This window comes from Candidatus Neomarinimicrobiota bacterium (assembly GCA_021734025.1).
Classification (GTDB): Bacteria; Fidelibacterota; JAANXI01; order JAANXI01; family JAANXI01; genus JAANXI01.
Genome location: JAIPJS010000022.1, coordinates 1 through 20,150 on the forward strand (window position 1 = coordinate 1; position 20,150 = coordinate 20,150).

17 protein-coding genes are annotated in these 20,150 nt (G+C 50.9%); 8 read left to right on the plus strand and 9 right to left on the minus strand.

Translation table 11 applies throughout. The features are described 5' to 3' along the window. Positions 1-148: 148 nt before the first annotated feature. Positions 149-2,251, minus strand: coding sequence for a thioredoxin domain-containing protein (locus K9N57_15900; GenBank protein MCF7805669.1), 2,103 nt, complete (start codon positions 2,249-2,251; stop codon positions 149-151). A gap of 158 nt (positions 2,252-2,409) precedes the next feature. Between K9N57_15900 and K9N57_15905 the strand changes: the two genes are divergently transcribed. From K9N57_15905 to K9N57_15930, 6 genes are all read left to right on the plus strand, one after another. Beyond that, positions 2,410-2,823, plus strand: coding sequence for a hypothetical protein (locus K9N57_15905; protein MCF7805670.1), 414 nt, complete (start codon positions 2,410-2,412; stop codon positions 2,821-2,823). Between the two features lie 3 nt (positions 2,824-2,826). After that, positions 2,827-3,207 (plus strand): hypothetical protein, encoded by a 381-nt coding sequence (locus tag K9N57_15910; GenBank protein ID MCF7805671.1) that lies wholly within the window; start codon positions 2,827-2,829, stop codon positions 3,205-3,207. Between the two features lie 64 nt (positions 3,208-3,271). Beyond that, complete coding sequence (locus K9N57_15915) at positions 3,272-4,453, plus strand: aminotransferase class I/II-fold pyridoxal phosphate-dependent enzyme (protein MCF7805672.1); 1,182 nt, start codon at positions 3,272-3,274, stop codon at positions 4,451-4,453. Between the two features lies 1 nt (position 4,454). Then, positions 4,455-6,218, plus strand: a complete 1,764-nt coding sequence (locus K9N57_15920) for a DUF885 domain-containing protein (GenBank protein MCF7805673.1) — start codon at positions 4,455-4,457, stop codon at positions 6,216-6,218. After that, the gene (locus K9N57_15925; protein ID MCF7805674.1) at positions 6,218-6,607 is read left to right on the plus strand and encodes a hypothetical protein; all 390 of its coding nucleotides are present in this window, start codon (positions 6,218-6,220) and stop codon (positions 6,605-6,607) included. Before K9N57_15920 ends, K9N57_15925 begins: the two co-directional genes overlap by 1 nt. 17 nt (positions 6,608-6,624) lie before the next feature. Continuing rightward, positions 6,625-8,211, plus strand: coding sequence for a peptide MFS transporter (locus K9N57_15930; protein MCF7805675.1), 1,587 nt, complete (start codon positions 6,625-6,627; stop codon positions 8,209-8,211). A 477-nt stretch (positions 8,212-8,688) separates the two neighbouring features. Here K9N57_15930 and deoC read toward each other — a convergent pair whose 3' ends face one another. The 8 genes from deoC to K9N57_15970 form a co-directional block, all read right to left on the minus strand. Continuing rightward, entirely contained in the window at positions 8,689-9,498 is an 810-nt protein-coding gene (deoC, locus tag K9N57_15935) for a deoxyribose-phosphate aldolase (GenBank protein ID MCF7805676.1), read from the minus strand. A gap of 14 nt (positions 9,499-9,512) precedes the next feature. Continuing rightward, complete coding sequence (glmM, locus tag K9N57_15940; GenBank protein ID MCF7805677.1) at positions 9,513-10,898, minus strand: phosphoglucosamine mutase; 1,386 nt, start codon at positions 10,896-10,898, stop codon at positions 9,513-9,515. 465 nt (positions 10,899-11,363) lie between these two features. Continuing rightward, on the minus strand, positions 11,364-12,191 hold the full coding sequence (rsmA, locus tag K9N57_15945; protein ID MCF7805678.1) for a 16S rRNA (adenine(1518)-N(6)/adenine(1519)-N(6))-dimethyltransferase RsmA: 828 nt from the start codon (positions 12,189-12,191) through the stop codon (positions 11,364-11,366). Next, on the minus strand, positions 12,188-12,949 hold the full coding sequence (locus tag K9N57_15950) for a TatD family hydrolase (GenBank protein ID MCF7805679.1): 762 nt from the start codon (positions 12,947-12,949) through the stop codon (positions 12,188-12,190). Before K9N57_15950 ends, rsmA begins: the two co-directional genes overlap by 4 nt. 3 nt (positions 12,950-12,952) lie before the next feature. After that, positions 12,953-15,013 (minus strand): methionine--tRNA ligase, encoded by a 2,061-nt coding sequence (gene metG, locus K9N57_15955; GenBank protein MCF7805680.1) that lies wholly within the window; start codon positions 15,011-15,013, stop codon positions 12,953-12,955. A gap of 5 nt (positions 15,014-15,018) precedes the next feature. Next, positions 15,019-15,867 (minus strand): stage 0 sporulation protein, encoded by an 849-nt coding sequence (locus K9N57_15960; GenBank protein ID MCF7805681.1) that lies wholly within the window; start codon positions 15,865-15,867, stop codon positions 15,019-15,021. After that, positions 15,824-17,029 (minus strand): hypothetical protein, encoded by a 1,206-nt coding sequence (locus tag K9N57_15965; protein MCF7805682.1) that lies wholly within the window; start codon positions 17,027-17,029, stop codon positions 15,824-15,826. Before K9N57_15965 ends, K9N57_15960 begins: the two co-directional genes overlap by 44 nt. Beyond that, positions 17,011-18,219, minus strand: coding sequence for a peptidoglycan DD-metalloendopeptidase family protein (locus tag K9N57_15970; GenBank protein ID MCF7805683.1), 1,209 nt, complete (start codon positions 18,217-18,219; stop codon positions 17,011-17,013). Before K9N57_15970 ends, K9N57_15965 begins: the two co-directional genes overlap by 19 nt. A gap of 272 nt (positions 18,220-18,491) precedes the next feature. Here K9N57_15970 and K9N57_15975 point away from each other — a divergent pair, with 272 nt between their 5' ends. Both K9N57_15975 and K9N57_15980 read left to right on the plus strand, forming a co-directional pair. Continuing rightward, on the plus strand, positions 18,492-19,055 hold the full coding sequence (locus K9N57_15975; protein ID MCF7805684.1) for a cyclic nucleotide-binding domain-containing protein: 564 nt from the start codon (positions 18,492-18,494) through the stop codon (positions 19,053-19,055). Between the two features lie 3 nt (positions 19,056-19,058). Next, on the plus strand, positions 19,059-20,150 hold the full coding sequence (locus tag K9N57_15980; GenBank protein ID MCF7805685.1) for an AI-2E family transporter: 1,092 nt from the start codon (positions 19,059-19,061) through the stop codon (positions 20,148-20,150).

Sequence of the window (20,150 nt, forward strand, 5' to 3'; positions counted from 1 at the left end):
TCGGAGTTGGTCGAAGGCTTTTTTGATATCGTGCATAAGGCTATCTCCGTGTTTTATTATGAGCTTAGCACCCATAATATACACCGGAGTAGCCTTCTGTACGAGTCTTTTTCTGTTCATCGAGTTTCACACAACGGGTCTTAGTAAATCATCCCCCACTCCGCGCCTCATCCAGTCGTTCCCGAAATTCTTCTACATCAGAGATCGGTGCCGTACAGCTGGTTGCAGTGCAGATGAGCGCCACCGGCTTCCCGGAATCGAGGTTTCTGACAGCGCTTGCTGCAACCTCCGGGATATACTCATTCTCCTCTGCATCCGAGACACGCTGCAAAACCTCCAGAGGATATTTCTCCCGCTTCGCAGTCTCCCACAGCTCCGACTCACCATCACCGATGACCAGGATATGCAGCGGTTCACGGATTACTTGTGATACTGCCAGTCCAAAGGTGGAGGCAAAGGTTCCGTACCGGGATGCAGATTCGGCAAACCGTTTGAGCGTAACTTCCGCTTTTTCATGATAGTGTACGTTATCGGACAGTAAATAGTACCGTTGGAGCGCCAGGGCTGCGATGCTGTTCTCTGCAGGGGTTGGCGAATCCTGAATCGGTTGGGAGCGGATGTCCAGGAAACCGAGCGTATCGCCGTTCCCGGTCGCGGTGTCATAAAATCCCCCGGCCTCCTCATTCCAGAGATGCTCAAGCGCATAATCCAGACACTGTTGCGCCCGCTCCAGATATCCCGTCTCTCCGGTTAACTCATAGGCCAGGAGGGAGGCTTTGGCGTAAAAGACTTGATCACCAAGCAATCCCCAGTCCTCGCCGGGCGTATCGCCGAGTCGGTGTACCAGCCCGCGTTCCCTGTGCCAGCCCTCCTCCCAGATCCTGTCCAGGGTTTTGAGGGCCAGTTCTGTCAAATCCTCTCTTTCCAATATCCGGCCTGCTTCCAGGATTCCCGCCGCCATCATCCCGTTCCAGTCCACATACAGTGTGGTGTCGATAAATGGCTCCGGGCGCTGCTCTCTCGCCTCTAACAACTTCCGGGAACCAGATTCAATAGCCGATTCAACGGTTTCGACCTCTTTGCCTAGTTCTTCGGCAATGTTCTCCGGAGATTTTCTGATCCACAATACGTTTTTCGCCGGATTCTCCTGCATGTCCCCCTGATTGCGGATGTCATAGTATTCCTTAATAATCGTCGCCGTCTCTTCATTCAGTACCGCATCAACTTCCTCCACCGTCCAAGTCCAGTAATCGCCATCGTCCTCCATGGAATAGTCCGCGTCCTGGCTGGCATAAAATACACCATGCCGGGTATCGGCACCTTTTTTCATGATATAATCCACAAGATTTTCTGCGACCTGGCGATAATACTCATCTTCAAACAATTGCGCCCCGTATGCATAGAGCCGTAGTAGTTCCGAGTTCACATACGACATCACCTCGAAGTGCGGCACATGCCACTCTTCGTCCACCGAATACCGATGAAATGCACCGCCCAGCTGGTCGTGAAATCCCCCGCGGGCCATGGAGGTCAGTGTATGCGTTACCAGATGCCGGATTTCCGATTCCCCGGAATTATTCCAGAAATGAATTGCCAACTCCAGTGCCGTGGTTCCGGGAAACTTTGGTTTGTTTCCGAATCCACCATGCTCGGAATCGTATCGCTCCCGGATATTGACAGCAAACGAGTCGAGCATCTGCGGCGAAAGTTCACCAGCTTTGAAGGATTCGGCCTCCTTGGAGAGATGCTCTCTAATTTTTGCGGCATTCTCCAGCGCCTCATCCTTGTTCTGCCGGTAATACTGTGCCACTTTCGGGAGCAATTCTTTCATCCCCGGACGGCCGTATTGGGATTCCGGTGGAAAATAAGTCCCCCCATAAAACACCTCACCTTCCGGCGTCAGAAAGGCCGTCAGCGGCCAGCCGCCTTGTCCGGAGAGTGCCTGCACCGCTTTCTGATACCGGCTGTCGATATCCGGCCGCTGGTCACGGTCGACTTTGATGGCGACAAAGTGCTCGTTAATAATCCCGGCGATTTCCTCTTCACTGTAGGATTCCCTATCGATCACGTGACACCAGTGACACCAAACGGCGCCGATATCCAACAGGATCGGTTTATCCTGCTCACGCGCTGCCTGAAACGCCTCTTCGCCCCACTGGTACCAATGAACCGGCTGATCGGCGGCTTCCCGTAGGTACGGGCTTGTGGCGTCTGCTAGTCTATTCGTTCTTTTTCCCGTCCTCTGGTCCATATTACATCCTCTTGTTCCGATGATGCTAACACTTACCATCACCATAATGATAATCTTTATCCGCATGAATATGGATAATAACCAGTTCCGATAAGAGGTGCAAACCGGAGTGTCGGGCTTTTCCTTGCGTTTATTCCAAGGTGCATCTACATTTTTGCATGGCAAATCATGAAACCTCACTATCAATTCCACTTCAGCTCGGTTTAATGGGTGCGCTCATCATCAATATGATGAACGGTGTCATACACCTGTTTCGGGCCTTAATTTGGGCGCAAATTAATATCTGGCTAACGCTCACGATACTCGGAGTGTTAGTCGCGGCGGTTTTAAGTTGGCAAATTTTGCAGCTCATTGATATCCAGCATATCAATTACGGATTTCAGCTGGGGGGCCTTTGGGTGATTACCACCGCGATTCTGGATTTTTTTCTCTATATTTTGCCCAGAGAAGGTTCCATCACGTCGGCATATGCCCAATTAAGTAACACACTTTTATTATATTATAGTTTAATTTTGGGGATACCGACTCTGGTAGGAATTGTTCACGCAATTCGTGCGAAGGAAAGGAATTAAGATATGGCTGAGTCATCTGTGAGTGACCGTTCATCGGAAACCACCACTGCTATTATTGTTATCAGGATATTTGCGCTGTTTATTATATTGGCGGGGATGGCATTGGTCGTTGTTCCTATCGTTATTGGGGAACGGAATACACTCACACTATACGCCTATCTCTTTTCCGGTATTGGATTAGTCGTCGTGGGGTACGGCCTCCTTCAGCTATACATTTGGGGGATGTATTTGCTGCTCGGAGCGGATGCCATCGCCATTGTTTCCCTCATAATTACCTATCGTACACTCCCCTTTTTCAAGAGTTTGTTTATTATTCTCGGCTTGCTACTTGCCGGATATTTTATTCTGAACCGGGATCTCCTGAAACGCAGCGATAAAATCTAACGCCACCGCGCCTGCAGGTATTTAGACTGACGGAATGCGAATAGCAAAGGATTCGAGGTTACACATGGACATTTTCGAAAAGTGCTGGGAATTTACGGACGCCAAGACCGCGCGGGAGGAGGGCTGGTACCCCTACTTCATTCCAATTACCGAAAATAAAGATGGCCAGGCCATTGTTGACGGTGTTGAGCGAATTATGATCGGTTCAAACAACTACCTGGGCCTCACGTATCACCCCAAGGTGTTGGCGGCGGCCAAAGAGGCCACTGACAAGTACGGCAGCGGCTGTACCGGAAGCCGATTTTTAAACGGTACTCTGGATATGCACGAAGAACTGGAAACCAAACTCGCCGAATTTATGCACTGTGAAGCCGCGCTGGTGTATTCCACGGGATACCAGACAAACCTTGGTGTCATCAGCACTCTGGTAGGCAAAGATGATTACGTCATCATGGATAAACTCAATCACGCCAGTATCGTTGATGGCGGATTGCTCTCATTCGGTGAAACGGTCAGATATCGCCACAATGATATGGAAGATCTGGAACGGGTACTGTCCAAAATTGATGAGGACGCAGGTAAACTGATAGTGGTGGACGGCGTTTTTTCCATGGAAGGCGACATCGCACCGCTTCCCGACATTCTGGAAATTGCAAACGAGTACGGCGCCCGCCTGATGGTGGATGATGCGCATTCTATCGGTGTGCTGGGCGATCACGGGCGCGGCACCGCCGAGCACTGGGGGGTCGAAGAGGAAGTGGATCTGATTATGGGCACATTCAGTAAATCGTTTGCGTGCGTTGGCGGGTTTATCGCCGGGAAAAAGGACGTTGTCGATTTCCTGCAGCACAAATCCCGGAGCCTGATTTTCAGCGCCAGCATGACGCCGAGTTCGGTGGCGACGGTAATTGCTGCACTGGAGGTCATCCAGGAAGAGCCGGAACGCCGCGAACATCTCTGGGAAATTACCAGATATATGCAGGAAGGCTATACGAAACTTGGATTCGACATAGGCAAAAGCGCCACGCCCGTGATTCCTGTAATTATCGGAGACAATATGAAAACGTTCGGTTTCTGGAAGGCGTTGTACCAGGACGGGGTTTATTCGAATCCGGTCGTGTCGCCGGCGGTGCCGGAGAAATCGTCGCGGCTGCGGACCAGCTACATGGCCACCCACAGCAAAGAGCAGATGGACAAAGTCCTGGCGAAATTCGAAGAGCACGGAAAACAGTTTGGAATTATCTGAGATGCAGTTCGAAAGATCCATAGGCCGACAGCTCATACTGTGGCTTGTTGCCACACTTCTCCTCTGGGGGTGCGGCGCGTCAGACAATCAGGAGTTTACATCAGTTACTGACAATTATTTCCGGCAATGGGCGTCCCAACATCCGGTCGAGGCGGGGCAGGTTGGTTTTCGTGAGTACGATCACCGCCTGCCGGATCTGACCCAAACCGGGCAGGAAGATCGAAAAGAGTTGTACCTCTCTACGCTCGATGATTTGGACGGGATCGATCCGGCAGACTTAAGCACGCAAAACCGCATAGATTACTATATTTTAAACAAAGCGCTTCGATATCAGGTCTTCCGTCTCGATACGCTGAAGGTATTTTCCTGGGATCCGACGCAGTATACGGAGACAGTGACGTCAGCACTCATTGACTTCGCCAGCGATCCGGTAGTCCCCGATTCCCAGCGTGCTAAGGCTCTGATACGGCGCTTGCAAAATCTCGGCGGCTGGCTCGGTCAGGTCATCGGACAACTCGAGAACCCCACCCCGGAACATACCGAGGTAGCAATCCGGCAAGCCCGGGAAATTGCAGATTACCTGTCGAATGGCGCGTTCCTTCCTTTATTTGAGTCACTGGATCAACCGACCCGGACTTCATTGGAGAACTGGGCGTCCAACGGCAGCAATGTGTTAAATAAATTCGCCGGTCAATTAGAGAGCCAGGTATTGCCGAATGCCTCCAGGCAAGTCCGGTTGGGCGGTTCATATTATGCACAAAAATTCAGGTACCTCATCAGTTCTGAGGTTCAGCCGGAACAGATTCTGACACAAGCCGAAGAGCAGGTCACGGCTCTTAGAGATACGCTTTTCCTTGCGGCAGCAGGATTGGCTGAGGAGTGGTGGAGTATCCGATATCGCAACCCAAACCGGGGGCAGAAAACCCGGTTAATCCAGCGGGTAATGAACCGTATTCGAGAGAGTCATTCTGCAGAGGATGAGATCGTCCAATATCTGAACTCGCAGCTCGGTCCAATGGAAGAATTCGTCCGGCAACATAAGTTGATATCCCTGGCACACGAGGTATCCCTGCGTGCCCGTTCGGACGTACTTTTGCTTCAAGGCAATACTGTGGCCCGGCTCCATAATCCTGGTTTGCTGGAGCAAGAATACCTCGCGGAAATCCTATTCCGGGCAATTCCTACAGACTGGTCTGCAAAGCAAGTTCAGGAATTTCTGGAAGAGTACAATAATTTTGCACTCCAGCTCGTTGCCATGCGATACGGCATTCCGGGACAATATATGCAGGAATACTATGCCCGCCGATTTCCGTCTCTGGTGCGCTCCCTCTACGGCGGTACGGTCCTTCGCCGGGGGTGGGGATCCTATGCAGAAAAAATGATGGTTGATGAAGGCTGGGAACAGGAATCACCTGAAATCAGAGTCTTACAGGTACAACGCGAAATTCGGGATGCACTCATCGCCGTACTGGATCACAGAATTCATATCCAGGGATTAAACCGGGCTGAAGCGATAGCTCGTCTGCGCACCGATGGATTCATTACTACTGCAGAAGCGAACAGAATTTGGCGTTATCTCCAGATGAATGCTGTTACTCCGTCAGCCTCGTTTATAGGGAAAGAACAGATACTTGACACGCGGCGGCGATACCGTCAGCAGTATGGACAGGATTACTCGCTTCAGGAGTTCCACCAGCAGATTTTGAGCTACGGTTCTATTCCCCTGGACTACCTCCGTCAACTCCTACTGGCAGGTCGCATCTGATGCCGAAATATCTGCTCGGTCTTTCCACGGGTAGTATCACCGTCGGCCTGGCGCTTATTTTTCTTGGTCCCAATTTATTTCCGAATATCTCCATCTCCTACAGCGTATTCTGGTTACTCATTGCCGGTGCCCTGATGGGAAGTGGGATCGGCTTGGTCGGTCATTATATGGAGAATTTGAAGTTTTACGTCAGCGGCACCTTTTTGGGGATAATCATTTTTGGAATTTCCGGTATAGTCTTGGATACAAACACATTATATTCAATTCTTCTGGGAATCGGGTTAGCCCTGGTCACCGGATTTATTGTCGATAATTTCGGAATCAATGACTGGACTAAAATGGAATCATCCACCGATTCAGAAGAACAATCTGAACCGATTAACCATTAGCAAAAACGGATGACGCAATGAATCAGAACAACGCAGGTACATCCCCTCCGGTACCGGACGAGACCGGCAAAACATTCATGGGCCACCCCCGCGGACTGGCGACCCTCTTTTTTACAGAGATGTGGGAGCGCTTCAGCTACTACGGGATGCGTGCCCTTCTCGTCCTCTTTATGACTGCCCCACTCACCGTAAATAACCCCGGATTGGGGTTTGACGTTGGCAAAGCGACGGCTATTTACGGTTTATATACTTCGATGGTATATTTGCTGGCGCTGGCAGGCGGCTGGGTTGCCGATAATCTCTGGGGCCAGCGTAAGGCCGTATTTCGGGGCGGCGTGATTATCGCGGCCGGACACTTTACCATGGCGGCGCCATTAATTGGTTTCCCGGACGTGGCTTCGTTTTACGGCGGCCTGATCCTGATTGTATTAGGTACCGGCCTCCTGAAACCTAACGTCAGTACCATGGTTGGCGATCTGTATCCGGAACCGTCGGATGACGAAAAGAAAGAACTGGAAGCTACAGGGAAAGATGCCGAGGATTGGGGTGCCCGCCGGGATGCCGGTTTCTCCATCTTTTATATGGGCATCAATATCGGCGCCATTTTGGGACCGACAATTTGTAGCTTTCTCGGAGAAGGCTATAATTTTCACTGGGGATTCTCTATCGCGGGATTCGGCATGCTGCTGGGGCTTTTCCAGTACAAGCGCGGTGCCAAATACCTTGGCAATGCCGGCGAACTCAAGATCGATGATGATGCCGAGACACTCCAGCAACGGAGCAAGTTATTTTACACCGTTACTGCGGTGGCTGCAGCTGCGCTCATTTTGTTTGTTTTTCTCGCCACGAGCGGCATAATTTCCATCACGCTGCAAGCGTTTGCCACGGGACTTGGTTACGCTATCATTGTTCTGGCAATACTGTATTTTGTCTATCTGTTTGTCGCAGGCGGATACGATACGGATCAGAAAAAGCGCCTCGGTGCAATTTTCTGGCTGTTTATTCTGGCCGCAATTTTCTGGAGCGGTTTCGAGCAGGCCGGGTCATCCATGAACCTGTTTGCCAGAGATCTGACCAATCGGATGATCGGCAATTTTGAGATGCCGGCCGGTTGGCTGCAGAATATCAATCCGGCATTTATCGTAATATTTGCGCCGATTTTCGGATGGCTGTGGACGTGGCTTGCCCACAGGAACGCCAATCCCTCTATCCCGGCGAAATTTGCATTGGGACTGCTCGGTCTGGCAGCCGGATTTTTTGTACTGTCGTGGGGAGCTGTGAACGCCACAGCAGCCAATCCGGTAACGCCGGCCTGGCTAATCGTTACCTATTTTCTCCATACCTGCGGCGAGCTGGCGCTTTCACCGGTAGGCCTGTCATCCATCACCAAACTGGCTCCCAAGGACAGAGTTGGCCAGATGATGGGTATCTGGTTCATTGCCGCAGCGCTCGGAAACCTGTTCGCCGGACTGGTGGCCGGCAGCCTGGAATCCCTGGCGCCATCGTCACTTTTCTGGAACGTGGCGCTGATTATCGGTGGCGCCGGCCTCGTGGCACTGCTGGTATCACCCTGGATGAAAAAATTGATGGGGAACGTGAAATAGATCAATGAATCAGTACTGTGGCTGGCAACCCTCGGAAGGCTGCCAGCCGCGACCTTTAGAAAAAATTTCGAATTAATAACTTTGACCTTGGTATGGAGCCCCCCGGCTTTACAGCCGGGGTTCCTGCTTTGACTCCGCCATTCGGCGGAGTCTGGGCGGAATCCCGCCCAGAAAACCATTCATCTACGGGTTCACACACGTGGTTTTCTGGATGGCGGGATAAAAAGGGCTGAAGCCCCGTAAAAGTTCAAAGTACCTCAAATACCCCGCCATATCCCATGGGGATCCCGATGGGGAATGACGGACTATTCAATTATTGGGTCTCCATGCTCATAAACGCAAATGTTTTCATCGGCATGGACTTTTTGTTCGAGTAGACTCAACGTTCATTTCGTAAAGAGAATACGAGATTTTGATGGAAGCTTTGGAATCTCATTCCAAGGCCGGTTCTAGATACCCTGTAAAATCGTAAAAAAGTTACTCTTTAGAAATAATCTGTACGCCGCTGCTGGCGCCGATACGGCTGGCACCGGCTCTTACCATTTGTATTGCATCTTCTGCAGTCCGAATCCCTCCGGAAGCTTTTACTCCCATATCTGTCCCAACGGTATATCGCATCAGGGCAACGTCGTGTACCGTTGCCCCGCCTGAGGAAAATCCGGTAGACGTTTTTACATAGTCTGCACCGACTTCTTTGGCCAGAAGTGACGCTATCGCCTTTTCTTCGTCTGTCAGCAGGCACGTTTCCAGAATGACCTTGACAATACAGTTCGGCGCGGCCTCTACCACTGCGGCGATATCATCCTGCACATAGGCGTAATCGCCGGCCTTCAGATGCCCAATGTTGATGACCATATCCAGTTCGCTTGCGCCATCAGTAGCCGCTTCTCTAGCCTCTCCGGCCTTTAAATGGCCTGTATTTGCCCCCAGCGGAAACCCGACCACTGAAGCCACAGGGATTTTGCTCCCTCCAAGGGCTTTTACACAGAGATCCACAAATGAGGGATTCACGCATACACTGGCGAACTTATATTCTTTCGCCTCTTCGCAAATTTGTCTGACCTGTTCCGGCGTCGCCTCCGGCTTCAGAATAGTGTGGTCGATAATACCTGCAAGTGCAGCCGGTTGAAAATTCGTGGGAGTTGATTGAGCCAATTTTTCCAATGAAGATAATTCGGTCGAGCCGCTCGTATCAATTCCGTCCAGCCAGAATTTGTTCTCATCGTCGCCGGAAAATTCGGAAAGGATCCGGTCGGTTTCATACTGAATATTTGTGAATTCTTCCATTACAGTTCCTTGTATTAATCCGAGGCTAATTCCTTGAGCCGGTTCAGATATTTTGTTGTCAGCTCGTCAGCCTTTTCCTTACTTCCGGCCTCTCCGTAAACCCGTATAATCGGCTCGGTGTTGGACGTTCGTATATGTACCCACCTGTCGCTCCAGGTAAATTTTACACCGTCCTGAAGATCGATCTCCGCCGAATCCGATTCTTCCTGAATTTGCGATAGCATCTTTCGGGGATCGGAATCGCCGATGTCCAGTTTCTCCTTGCTCATCACAAACCGGGGCAGGCTCTCAAAGTATTCACGAATAGAAGTATCCAGATCGGTGAGGCGCTGCAGAACCAGTGCTGAGGCAACCAGCGAATCCCGGCCAAGATGACTTTCAGCGAGAATCACTCCTCCGTTTCCTTCACCGCCGATGAGGGCATCCAGATCCGCCATTCGTGTGGCCACATTGATTTCACCAACCGGTGTGCGTACAACCTCTGCCCCATATTTTTCTGCGATTTTGTCCACTGCGAGCGTTGTAGAGAGGTTCGTTACCACCGGCTTGTCCATCTGATCCGAATCCTGCGATTGGAGCTGCGCAAGGACGGTATCAACGGCCATCACCAGTGTGTACTCTTCGACCAGGTACTTCCCGTCACCGTCCACCAGTCCGCACCGGTCGGCATCCGGGTCGACCACAATGCCCAAATCGGCATTCTGACGCTTCACCTCTTCACTCAGCTGGGTCAGATTTTCCGGAAGCGGTTCCGGTTCGTGTGGAAATCGCCCGTTTGGCACACAATTGATTGGCAGGACCTCGCAACCGAGTTCTTCCAGCAGTGCCGGCAGTGCAATCGATCCGGCGCCATTGACGGCATCGACGACGACCCGGAATTTCCTTTTCGCGATTTTCTTTGGCTGAATTATTGAAAGATCCAGGATGGACTCAATATGTTCATCAATGGCGCCGTGAATCTCCCGGACATCACCTATCCTATCCCATTTTTCGAAGGTATATTCCCCGTTCCGGAGTATCGAGAACATCTCCTCCACCTGCGTGGCATCCAGGAACATCCCGTCGGCGTTGATGAACTTCAGCCCATTCCACTGCTCCGGGTTGTGGCTGGCGGTAATCATGATACCGCCGTCGGCATTCAGGTGTTCGGTCATCAGCTGAGCAGTCGGCGTTGGCGTGATCCCGATGTCGCACACTTCAATCCCTTTTGCGCGAAGCGTGGCGATCACCAGTTGCCGGATGAGCAGACCGTGCTGACGACTGTCTCTTCCCACAACGACCCGGGGACCATCAACCCAGTGTGCAAACGCTGAGATGTAATTCACGATGGACTGGGGAGTCAGCCCGGTTCCCACAATTCCACGGATTCCGGAGATGCTTTCTATTAAATCTTTGGGCATAAATGCCTCTCTTCGGGTTAATTTTTATTCATCAAATACGTCTTACAGAATTCAAAAGTATTCCTCCTCTGCATCCCGGCAGGTCATCACCCTTTTGGCTTGACCCAAAAGGGTTACAAAAGGTCAAGTCTGCGTAATTCATTTCGATCACGCTTCCGGCTCCTTTCGGGCCAGAATCAGAACTCCCTCATCCTGCAAACGGACTCGGTCAAACAGCTGATTCTGGCTCTTCCTACAGTCGCCGAGCATGTATACGAAATGAATTACGAGGCCAGAAAGAAAATCGGTTCTCTTCCATCAGTTAAAAACATAGCAATTTCATTGTGGGATGCTTCAACACAATTTTCAAGTTTAGTGTGAACCAAATGAAACCTTTCCATGCACAATTATTCCCCACAACTCCTGTTTTTAAAATTAACGTTAATCCTCTTTCATGCATAGTCTCAATAAATATTATACACTAATTTATAGCTCTGAATTTACAACTTCATTCCTGTACTGCGGATAAATTTCGGCGATTTCCCGCGTGAGTTTGATGAACTCCCGGATATCAAGTTCTTCGGCGCGCTGGCCGGTATCAAACGACAGTGTGTCCGGGTCAAAGGCAGATAGCGGCAGATAATCCAGAGCGTTCCGCAGGGTTTTTCTGCGCTTTCCGAAGGCCGTTCGAACCACCACGCGATACAGGTCGAAATCGGGAATATGCCGGCTCCATCGATCGTGCCACCGGAGTGAGATGCAGCCGGAAGCGATCCTGGGCTTTGGCCGAAACACATTGCGGCTGACGCTGAATTCGAACTCGGTGTCTGCATAGGTCTGAAGCAACACTGAAAGAATGCCGTACGATTTATTCCCCGGATCGGCAGTCACCCGGTCGGCGACATCTTTCTGCATCATCAGAAAGACATCAACAATTACATTCCGATGCTGAATGAGATGAAACAGGAGCGGCGAAGTAATGTTGTACGGGATGTTTCCCAAAACGCGGATCGGTTTATCAGTCTTTTCAGCAATCTCGGTGATGTCCGTATCGAGAACGTCCGCATGGATTATCCGGACGGTAGACTCCTCACCTAACTCTCCCCGGAGATAATCCACCAGTTTTTCATCCAGCTCCACCGCCACCGTTTCCACACCAAGCTCATCCAGATACTTCGTCAGCGCACCCTGTCCAGGACCAATCTCGATGATTAATTCATCGGTGCGCGGAGAAAACGTGTGCAGGATTTTCCGGACAACATTGTCATCAACCAAAAAATTTTGCCCAAGAGATTTACTGGCAGAAAACTTCATAGGGGCAGGCTGAACAGGCCGATGGCATTTTCGGTAGTGACTTTTTCTACTGTATCGATGTCTACCGACTTCAACTCAGCCACTTTTTCCGCTGTATGCCGGACAAATGCAGGCTCGTTGGTTTTACCGCGCTTCGGTACCGGCGCCAGGAACGGGCAGTCCGTCTCCACCATCATATGGCTGAGATCCAGTTCGCGGATAGTTCTGGTGACCGTCTTGTTACCGAAGGTTGCGATGCCGGAAAAGGAGATGATGTATCCGGTGTCTGCCAATGCCTGTGCCATATCTATATCCGAGGTAAAGCAGTGCATTACGCCGGTCTTCGGGCCGTAGTTTAGCATGAGTGATTTCATATCCTCATCACTGTCGCGGTTATGCACCACTACGGGTATATCCAGTGACGATGCCAGTTCCAGCTGTTCCCGGAAGATCCGGCGCTGAGTCTCTTTCGGCGTGTATTCCTTGAAATAATCTAATCCGATTTCGCCGAGTGCCACGACTTTAGGATGCTCCAACTGTTCTTCAATCGTTTGGAGCCATTTTTCGGGCAAGTCTTCTGAGTCGTGGGGATGGATGCCGACGGTTGCGAAGACGTTATCGTACTGTTCGGCTATTTGGATAGCCAATTCATTCGAATCGGGATCGATCCCGGGACAGACGATATACTCCACACCATTATCTTGAGCCCGTTGGATAATCTCATCCCGGTTGGAATCGTAGGTATCGAACTGAATATGGGCGTGGGTATCGATTAACATAAATCAGCGGATCGGCGAACCAGGCGGCAGTTTCTCAGGCACCGTCAGCAGACCGAATTGATCATCCCCCTCTGCAGCCAGGAGCATCCCTTCGGAGACTTCTCCCATCAACTTGGCCGGTTCCAGGTTGGCCACCACGATGATCCGGCGGCCTTCCAGTTCCTCCGGCTCAAAACGCTGGGCGATGCCGGCGACTATCTGTCGCTGTTCGCTGCCTAAATCAATTTGCAATTTGAGTAGCTTGTCCGCCTTTGGAATGGCCTCCGCTTTCGACACTACTGCCACCCGCAGATCCAAATCCTGAAAATCGTCAAAGCTGATCTGCTCCTTAAATCCCGGAGGAGAGTAAGATGCCCCCTCCTCGTCATCAGGAGACTCAGTCACCCGGTTCTGCAGTTTCTCGACCTGCGCCTGGATGACGTCATCATCATATTTTTCGAACAGAATTTCGGGGGCATTCAATGCATGGCCCGGTTCAACGCTAAATACTGCTGCACGTTCCCATTGCTGGTCGGAGACGTCGCCCTCCAGGTTCAGCATCTTCCAGACCTTGTCCGCAGAGAACGGCATCAGCGGATGCATATAAATGGCCAGCGCCCGGGCCGTCTGGATAGAATAATAGATCGCCGTGCCGCAATCCTTCATGTCGGTCTTCCGGGTTTTCCACGGCTCTTTATCGTTGAAATACTTATTCGCCGCTTTCGCTGCCAGCAGAAACGCGCGCACACCGTCCCGGAACCGGTAATTATCGAAGGCTTCTCCCATATTTTCTCCGGCTTCGGTCAACGCTTCCACCAACCGATGTTCCAGGTCACCCACAGCGGCTGGCTCCGGTACTTTACCGTCAAAATATTTATGGGCAAAGTGGAGCGCCCTATTGATAAAATTACCAACGATATCCGCCAATTCGTTGTTATTGCGGGACTGAAAGTCCTCCCAGGAGAAGTCCGTATCCCGGAGCTCCGGCATCGTACTGGCCAGAGCGTAGCGCAGCGGATCCGGCGGAAAATCTTCCAGATATTCATCCAGCCATACGGCGATATTTTTGCTTGTGGAAAATTTCATCCCCTTGAGATTCAGGAATTCATTGGCAGGAACATTCTCCGGTAAAACGTAATCGCCGTGTGCCATCAAGATCGCCGGGAATATCAGACAGTGGAATACAATATTATCTTTTCCAATGAAGTGGGTTAAATGGGTATCGTTATCCTGCCAGTATTTTTTCCAGCGATCCGGATCGCCTTGTTGTTCGGCCCACTCTTTGGTGGCGGAGATGTACCCGATCGGCGCATCGAACCAGACGTACAGTACCTTATCCTCCGCTTCCTCCAGCGGGACATTGACGCCCCAGGAAAGATCCCGGGTGACCGCTCTGTCGGAGAGCTGTTGATCCAACCAACCTTTCACCTGGGAGAAGACATTGCTCTTCCATTCGCCCTCTTTGGGAAGGATCCATTCCTCCAACTGATCCTGCAGATCTCCTAATGGCAGATACCAGTGCGTGGTCTTTCTGACCTCCGGCTCCGAATCCGTCAAGGCGCTACGGGGATTAATCAGTTCCGTTGGCGAGAGGGAGGAACCGCATTTTTCACACTGGTCTCCATACGCTTCGTCGTGACCGCATTTGGGACACTCGCCCACCACATACCGGTCAGGAAGGAACATCTGTTTTTCCTCGTCATACAGCTGCTCCTCAGTCTTCTTCTTGAAAATGCCTTTTTCGTGGAGTTTGGTAAAAAAGTCCTGCGCAGTCTGGTGGTGCACCGGCAGCGACGTCCGGCTGTAGTTATCAAAGCTCATCCCAAACGCTTCGAACGCCTGCTTATTCCTGGAGTGATATGTATCTACTACATCCTGGGGCGTGATGCCTTCTTTTTCAGCCTTGATGGTGATGGGTACGCCGTGTTCATCGGAACCGCAGATATAGAGGGTGTCCCGTCCCTGGAGGCGGCAATAGCGGGCATAGATATCAGCCGGAAGGTAGGCTCCGGCCAGCTGCCCGATATGAATCGGGCCGTTCGCGTACGGAAGTGCACTGGTAATCAGGTATCTGTCTTTAGCCATAGAAGTCAGGAATCGCTTGTAGTTTTGGATTGATTGTTGAGTTCGGAGAGTGGTTTTTCCACCATTTCTGCCCGTTCGGTTAACCAGAAATGGACGATGTCGTTAAATATATCGATATGATTGACACGGCCTTTCCCCTCGGGCAGGTCAAAGATTTCACCCTGTTCGGGAAAGTCGTCCATCTTTTCCTCATAATACGAATATTCATACCGCAGACAGCACTTGAGCTTCCCGCACATGCCGGTGAGTTTGGATGGATTCAGCGGTAGTCCCTGATCCTTGGCCAACTGGGTGTTCACCGGCTCGAAGCCTTCCATGAATGACGAACAACAAATCCGGTTACCGCAGACGCCCACGCCGTCATGCCGCTTGGCTTCGTCCCGGACGCCAATCTGTCGCATTTCGATGCGGGTCCGGTAGATCGCCGCTAAATCCCGGACGAGCTGGCGAAAGTCCACCCGCTCATCCGCAGTGTAGTAAAAGGTGACTTTTTTCCGGTCAAACTGAAATTCTATATCGGTCAGCTTCATGTCCAGGTCAAGCGCTTCGATACGCTCCTGGCAGACCTCCCAGGCTTCCTCTTCCTTCTCCTGGTTATCAATCAGATGGGCATAATCGGCCGGCGAAAGTTTCCGTAGCACTTTTTTGTCGGGCACCACATTATGGTCACACTTGGGACAGATATGGGTGACGATGCCCGAATCTTCACCGTGCTCATCGGTTTCAACAATAATTTGGTCGCCGCGCTCAATGGGCTCCTTATTTTCGCCGGGAGTATAAAGGTAGCTTCCCCGACGGTTTCCCTTGAATTCAACGAAGACTGTTTGCTGTGCTGTATCGGTGGCGATAGCCATAATTTTTTTCCTGTAATTTCCCGTGTATCGCTTGGTGTAACTGCACTTGCAAGCTGTACAGTGCAAGGCGAATATAGACGTTTCGTTCAATGAAATCAACGGCATTCTCCAGCAGTACCTGTGCCGTTTGATAATCGATTTCTTCGTAATGATTTACAAATTTTTTAATTTTATCAAGCATCTCCTGAAAGACCAGTTGCTCCACATTTTCCGTCTCTGACCACAACCGAGCGTCCCGCAGCCACAGTTGAATAAGCAACAGAAATCGGCGGAGCGCCAGGTCCGAATCTTTGGCCAGCCCCGACAACATGTCGACCTGTTCCTTGATTGCCATCGGCTTCCCCCCCATTACCGCCTGAAGGAATTTGACGATACGATCTTTTTCCTTTGCCAGGTCCCGACTGGCCAAATCCAGAGCAAAGCCGAAATCACCGTTCGCCATCCTGGCGATTTGGCCCAGGGCCTCTCTCTCCTCTATCGATGTGTATTGCTCCAGGCCCTCTTCTACCTCTTCCCGGGTCAGTAACCGGAACGGTACCAGCTGACAGCGAGATTGAATGGTCTCCGGAATGGCGTGTAGCACGCTGGTGCAAAAAACGAATGACGTGTGCTCCGGCGGCTCCTCGACGATTTTCAATATTGAGTTAAACGCCGAGTCGTTCATCCGCTCAGCTTCAAAAATGAGAACGATCTTCCGGCCGGACTCCGCCAGCCCCATATGAATATTCTTCTGCATCTGACGTATACTGGAAATCTTGATGTTCTGTGCTTTGGAGATCCGGATCTTCCTGTATGGATTTTCACTTTTGGCAAGAATGGCTTCCTGTATCTCTTCGATCACCGACCCACCTAACCCCTTCAGCGGATCGCTTTTATCGCCTCCGCCACCTGGCAGCGCGTAAATCATCGACAAATTCGGGTGCTGCAGATGTCGCATCTGCTTACATCCCCGGCATGATCCGCAGGGCTCGGTTCCGTCGGACTGACAATTCATAATGGCGGCAAATTCCATCGCCATAGCCTCTTTGCCCGTCCCCTCCGGACCATGGAACAGATAGGCGTTGGCGTATCTACTCCGCTCGGCGATGCTGTGGAGCCGTCCGAGAATATCCTCCTGACCAACGATGGGAAACAGTTGCTTCATCAGCCTTGTGTCAGCCATATTTCCGGATTCAGTTTTTCGCGATTCCCCCAGATCTCAAAGTGCAGTTTGGCGCCGTCCAGCGACCCGGAATCGCCCACCTTGGCGATCACATCACCGGTGCTCACGTAACTATTGGGATTTACCTGTATATCGACGACGTGTGTATACACCGTGTAAAATCCGCTGCCATGATCGATAATTATCATATTCCCGTAGCTCCGCATAAAGGTGATGGTTGTCACAAGTCCGTCTAGTACTGCTACAACATCCGTGCCTTTTGGTGCCGCAATATCGATCCCGGGGTTTTCAGTAACGGTTTTCAATTTTGGATGCCGGTATGTTCCGAATTTTGTCACCACGTCGCCGGTCGCCGGCCATGGCAATTTCCCTTTCAGGCTTGGAATGTCCGTCGTTGTTTCCATCCCCTGACTCGCCCGTTGCCGGGCCAAACGCCGTTCCCGCTCCTCCCGGGCCTTTTCCTCTTCCAGTTTGGCGATAAGTTCCTGTAAATCCTTTACGGCCTGCTGTCGCTCTTCGATATTCTGCCGGAGTGATTTTTGGTCTTCCTGTACGGAGGCCAGCAAATTCTGCCGCCGTGACCGATCCTTTTTCAGTCGGGCTTCCTCTTTCCGGCGTTCGGCAATCAAGCGTTCCTGCTTTTGGATCTGCTCCCGGAGTTCAGCCCGGTCACTCTCGATCTTTTCAATGGTATTATTGATCGCATGAAAGGTCTTTTTATCCGCCTCGTTGATGATGCTCAGATATTTATACCGGATGAGTGCCTGATTCAGAGAACGCGAGGTCAACAGGAGTTCGATGTCGCTGTAATTATCCTGCTTGTAAATCCGTACCGCACGCCTGGCGAACCGATCCTTGAGTTCGGTAAGTTTTTCCTCGCTCGCTGAGAGACTCTTATTCAGATGGTCAATCCGTTTCTCCCGTTCTTGTTGGGTGCGTTCCATCTGCTGGACCAGCTGTTGGGTGTAGCTGATGTCCTTTTCCAGAGAATTCAGCTGCTCCAGGAGCGATTGCTCCCGTTTTTGTTTCGTTTCCAGCTCCTGGCGAAACTGCTGGATCTCTTTTTCCAGTGATTGGAGTTGCTGCTCCTGGGACCGTATCTTTTCCCCGAGGTCCTGGGCAGACGCCGGAACCACAGCCGCACTCAGGAGTACTATGATAACGCCAAAAGTCAGTCGGTTTCGAAGCATAAGATGCCAAGATAGAGACGTCTCCGTCCAGATTCAATAATTATGATGATATCGAACAAAAGCGTAAGCTGGGCTTTCATGGAAAAATTCTCCGTTGGACAGTCTCTGCCGACGTTGTTAGTGATGGGATATCCATTTAGGAACCCCACTGTCATGGACGCTGTGTGCGGTCAACGGCGGCTGTTAAATCATTTATTCCGGGAAAATCGAACTTGACTCCATTCCACAGCCCTTCGTACCTTCACCGAAACAGTTGACACACCGGACTAATTATGATATCACCTCTTTGGGACAACATATTTAAAAAGCGGTCGGATGAATCCGAGACAGTCCTCGCACTACAGGGCGTTCCAATTTTCCAGGAACTGGACAAATCCGAATTCGTGGAAATCGAGAAACTGGTACACCAGCGGACGTACACCCAGAACGAAACAATTTTTTCCCAAGGCCAACCCGGGCTCGGGATGTATATTGTACTGAGTGGTAAGGTCAACATTGTCCGACATGACGAAGAGGGCAACAAGCTGATTCTGGCCAGCCTTTCCCAGGGAAGCTTCTTCGGAGATATGTCCCTACTGAATGATGCTCCCCGATCAGCGACAGCGGAGGCGGCTGAACTTTCCCAGATCATCGCTTTTTTCCGTCCTGACCTGTTCGACCTCCTGAACAGGAAGCCAAAAACGGGCATCAAAATTATAACGGGTGTCGCTAATGTCATTGCAACCCGTCTCCGGGCACAAAACGAACTCACCCAGGAACTCCAGGAGCAGGTGGATTCGCTTCAGAAGGAATTGAACGAGTTGAAATCCACACAGCAATCCGCAGAATCTCCCTGACCGATGAACCAACCCCAAGAGTCTCCCAAACAGGTTATTACGCTTGATCCACAGCTGATTACCGGGTTGTGGAAGTTCATTTTTGTTATCGTGCTCGGCTATATTGCCGTAAAAGCGTTTCCGTACATTTCCAGTGCGCTCGTACTCCTGTTAGTTTCGGTGCTGTTAACTGCCATTCTCTCTCCGTTTGTGGACATCCTTGAGCGACGTAAAATTCCCAGAGCCCTCAGCGCGTTAATAGTTCTGCTAGTGTTCCTGTTTACCATTGCACTGGCCTTCTGGTTTATTATTCCCATGGTACGGGAGCAGGCAATGGCAATAAATGAGTTAATCCAGTCCCAACAACCGACCGAACTCCTGGAGACCTTCCAGAATTGGATTTCAGAAAAGCTGCCTGCTGCGGCATCAGCGGAAATTCAGAAAATCGACTTTTCCGGTCGTATAAACACCTTCTTCAGCGATTTTCTCTCCGGCAGCGTCTCCTTGCTCTTTAACATCGCCGGGATGGTGTCGTCGCTGTTTATCGTCCTTGTGATCACATTCCTGTTGATGAAGGACAGTCGGAAAATCACCAAAAGCATCGTCAGTTTGATTCCCAACAGGTATTTCGAACCCGGGCTGAACTTATTGGACCATATCCAGACGCAACTAAGTAACTATATCCGGGGACAACTGACCGACGCACTGGTTATCGGTCTGCTCTCCATCATTGGCCTCTGGATACTGGATATCAAGTATTTCGTCTTTATCGGCCTGATTGCCGGTATAGCAAACCTGATCCCGTACATTGGCCCGGTAGCAGGTGCTATTCCGGCTATGCTTATTTCCATCATTAACAATCCAGGCGAACCGATTATGCTCGTCTACATTGCGCTAATGTTTGCCATCGTTCAGATGATTGACAACTCGATTGTTTCCCCCACGGTGATGTCCAAAAGTGTGAACATGCACCCGATTTCAGTCATCATCATTATTATAATTGGCGGCAGCCTGATGGGTGCCTTCGGTATGTTAATTGCCGTCCCGGCGGCCGGAATTATTAAGGTCACCTTCGAACAAGTAATGTGGACGCTGAAGCACTACAAAGCGATATAA

What these genes read in the sequence shown, in the direction of transcription:
- K9N57_15900 (MCF7805669.1), bottom strand. Translation starts at nt 2,251, where the DNA reads ATGGACCAGAGGACGGGAAAAAGAACGAATAGACTAGCAGACGCCACA.
- K9N57_15905 (MCF7805670.1), top strand. Translation starts at nt 2,410, where the DNA reads ATGGCAAATCATGAAACCTCACTATCAATTCCACTTCAGCTCGGTTTA.
- K9N57_15910 (MCF7805671.1), top strand. Translation starts at nt 2,827, where the DNA reads ATGGCTGAGTCATCTGTGAGTGACCGTTCATCGGAAACCACCACTGCT.
- K9N57_15915 (MCF7805672.1), top strand. Translation starts at nt 3,272, where the DNA reads ATGGACATTTTCGAAAAGTGCTGGGAATTTACGGACGCCAAGACCGCG.
- K9N57_15920 (MCF7805673.1), top strand. Translation starts at nt 4,455, where the DNA reads ATGCAGTTCGAAAGATCCATAGGCCGACAGCTCATACTGTGGCTTGTT.
- K9N57_15925 (MCF7805674.1), top strand. Translation starts at nt 6,218, where the DNA reads ATGCCGAAATATCTGCTCGGTCTTTCCACGGGTAGTATCACCGTCGGC.
- K9N57_15930 (MCF7805675.1), top strand. Translation starts at nt 6,625, where the DNA reads ATGAATCAGAACAACGCAGGTACATCCCCTCCGGTACCGGACGAGACC.
- deoC (MCF7805676.1), bottom strand. Translation starts at nt 9,498, where the DNA reads ATGGAAGAATTCACAAATATTCAGTATGAAACCGACCGGATCCTTTCC.
- glmM (MCF7805677.1), bottom strand. Translation starts at nt 10,898, where the DNA reads ATGCCCAAAGATTTAATAGAAAGCATCTCCGGAATCCGTGGAATTGTG.
- rsmA (MCF7805678.1), bottom strand. Translation starts at nt 12,191, where the DNA reads ATGAAGTTTTCTGCCAGTAAATCTCTTGGGCAAAATTTTTTGGTTGAT.
- K9N57_15950 (MCF7805679.1), bottom strand. Translation starts at nt 12,949, where the DNA reads ATGTTAATCGATACCCACGCCCATATTCAGTTCGATACCTACGATTCC.
- metG (MCF7805680.1), bottom strand. Translation starts at nt 15,013, where the DNA reads ATGGCTAAAGACAGATACCTGATTACCAGTGCACTTCCGTACGCGAAC.
- K9N57_15960 (MCF7805681.1), bottom strand. Translation starts at nt 15,867, where the DNA reads ATGGCTATCGCCACCGATACAGCACAGCAAACAGTCTTCGTTGAATTC.
- K9N57_15965 (MCF7805682.1), bottom strand. Translation starts at nt 17,029, where the DNA reads ATGGCTGACACAAGGCTGATGAAGCAACTGTTTCCCATCGTTGGTCAG.
- K9N57_15970 (MCF7805683.1), bottom strand. Translation starts at nt 18,219, where the DNA reads ATGCTTCGAAACCGACTGACTTTTGGCGTTATCATAGTACTCCTGAGT.
- K9N57_15975 (MCF7805684.1), top strand. Translation starts at nt 18,492, where the DNA reads ATGATATCACCTCTTTGGGACAACATATTTAAAAAGCGGTCGGATGAA.
- K9N57_15980 (MCF7805685.1), top strand. Translation starts at nt 19,059, where the DNA reads ATGAACCAACCCCAAGAGTCTCCCAAACAGGTTATTACGCTTGATCCA.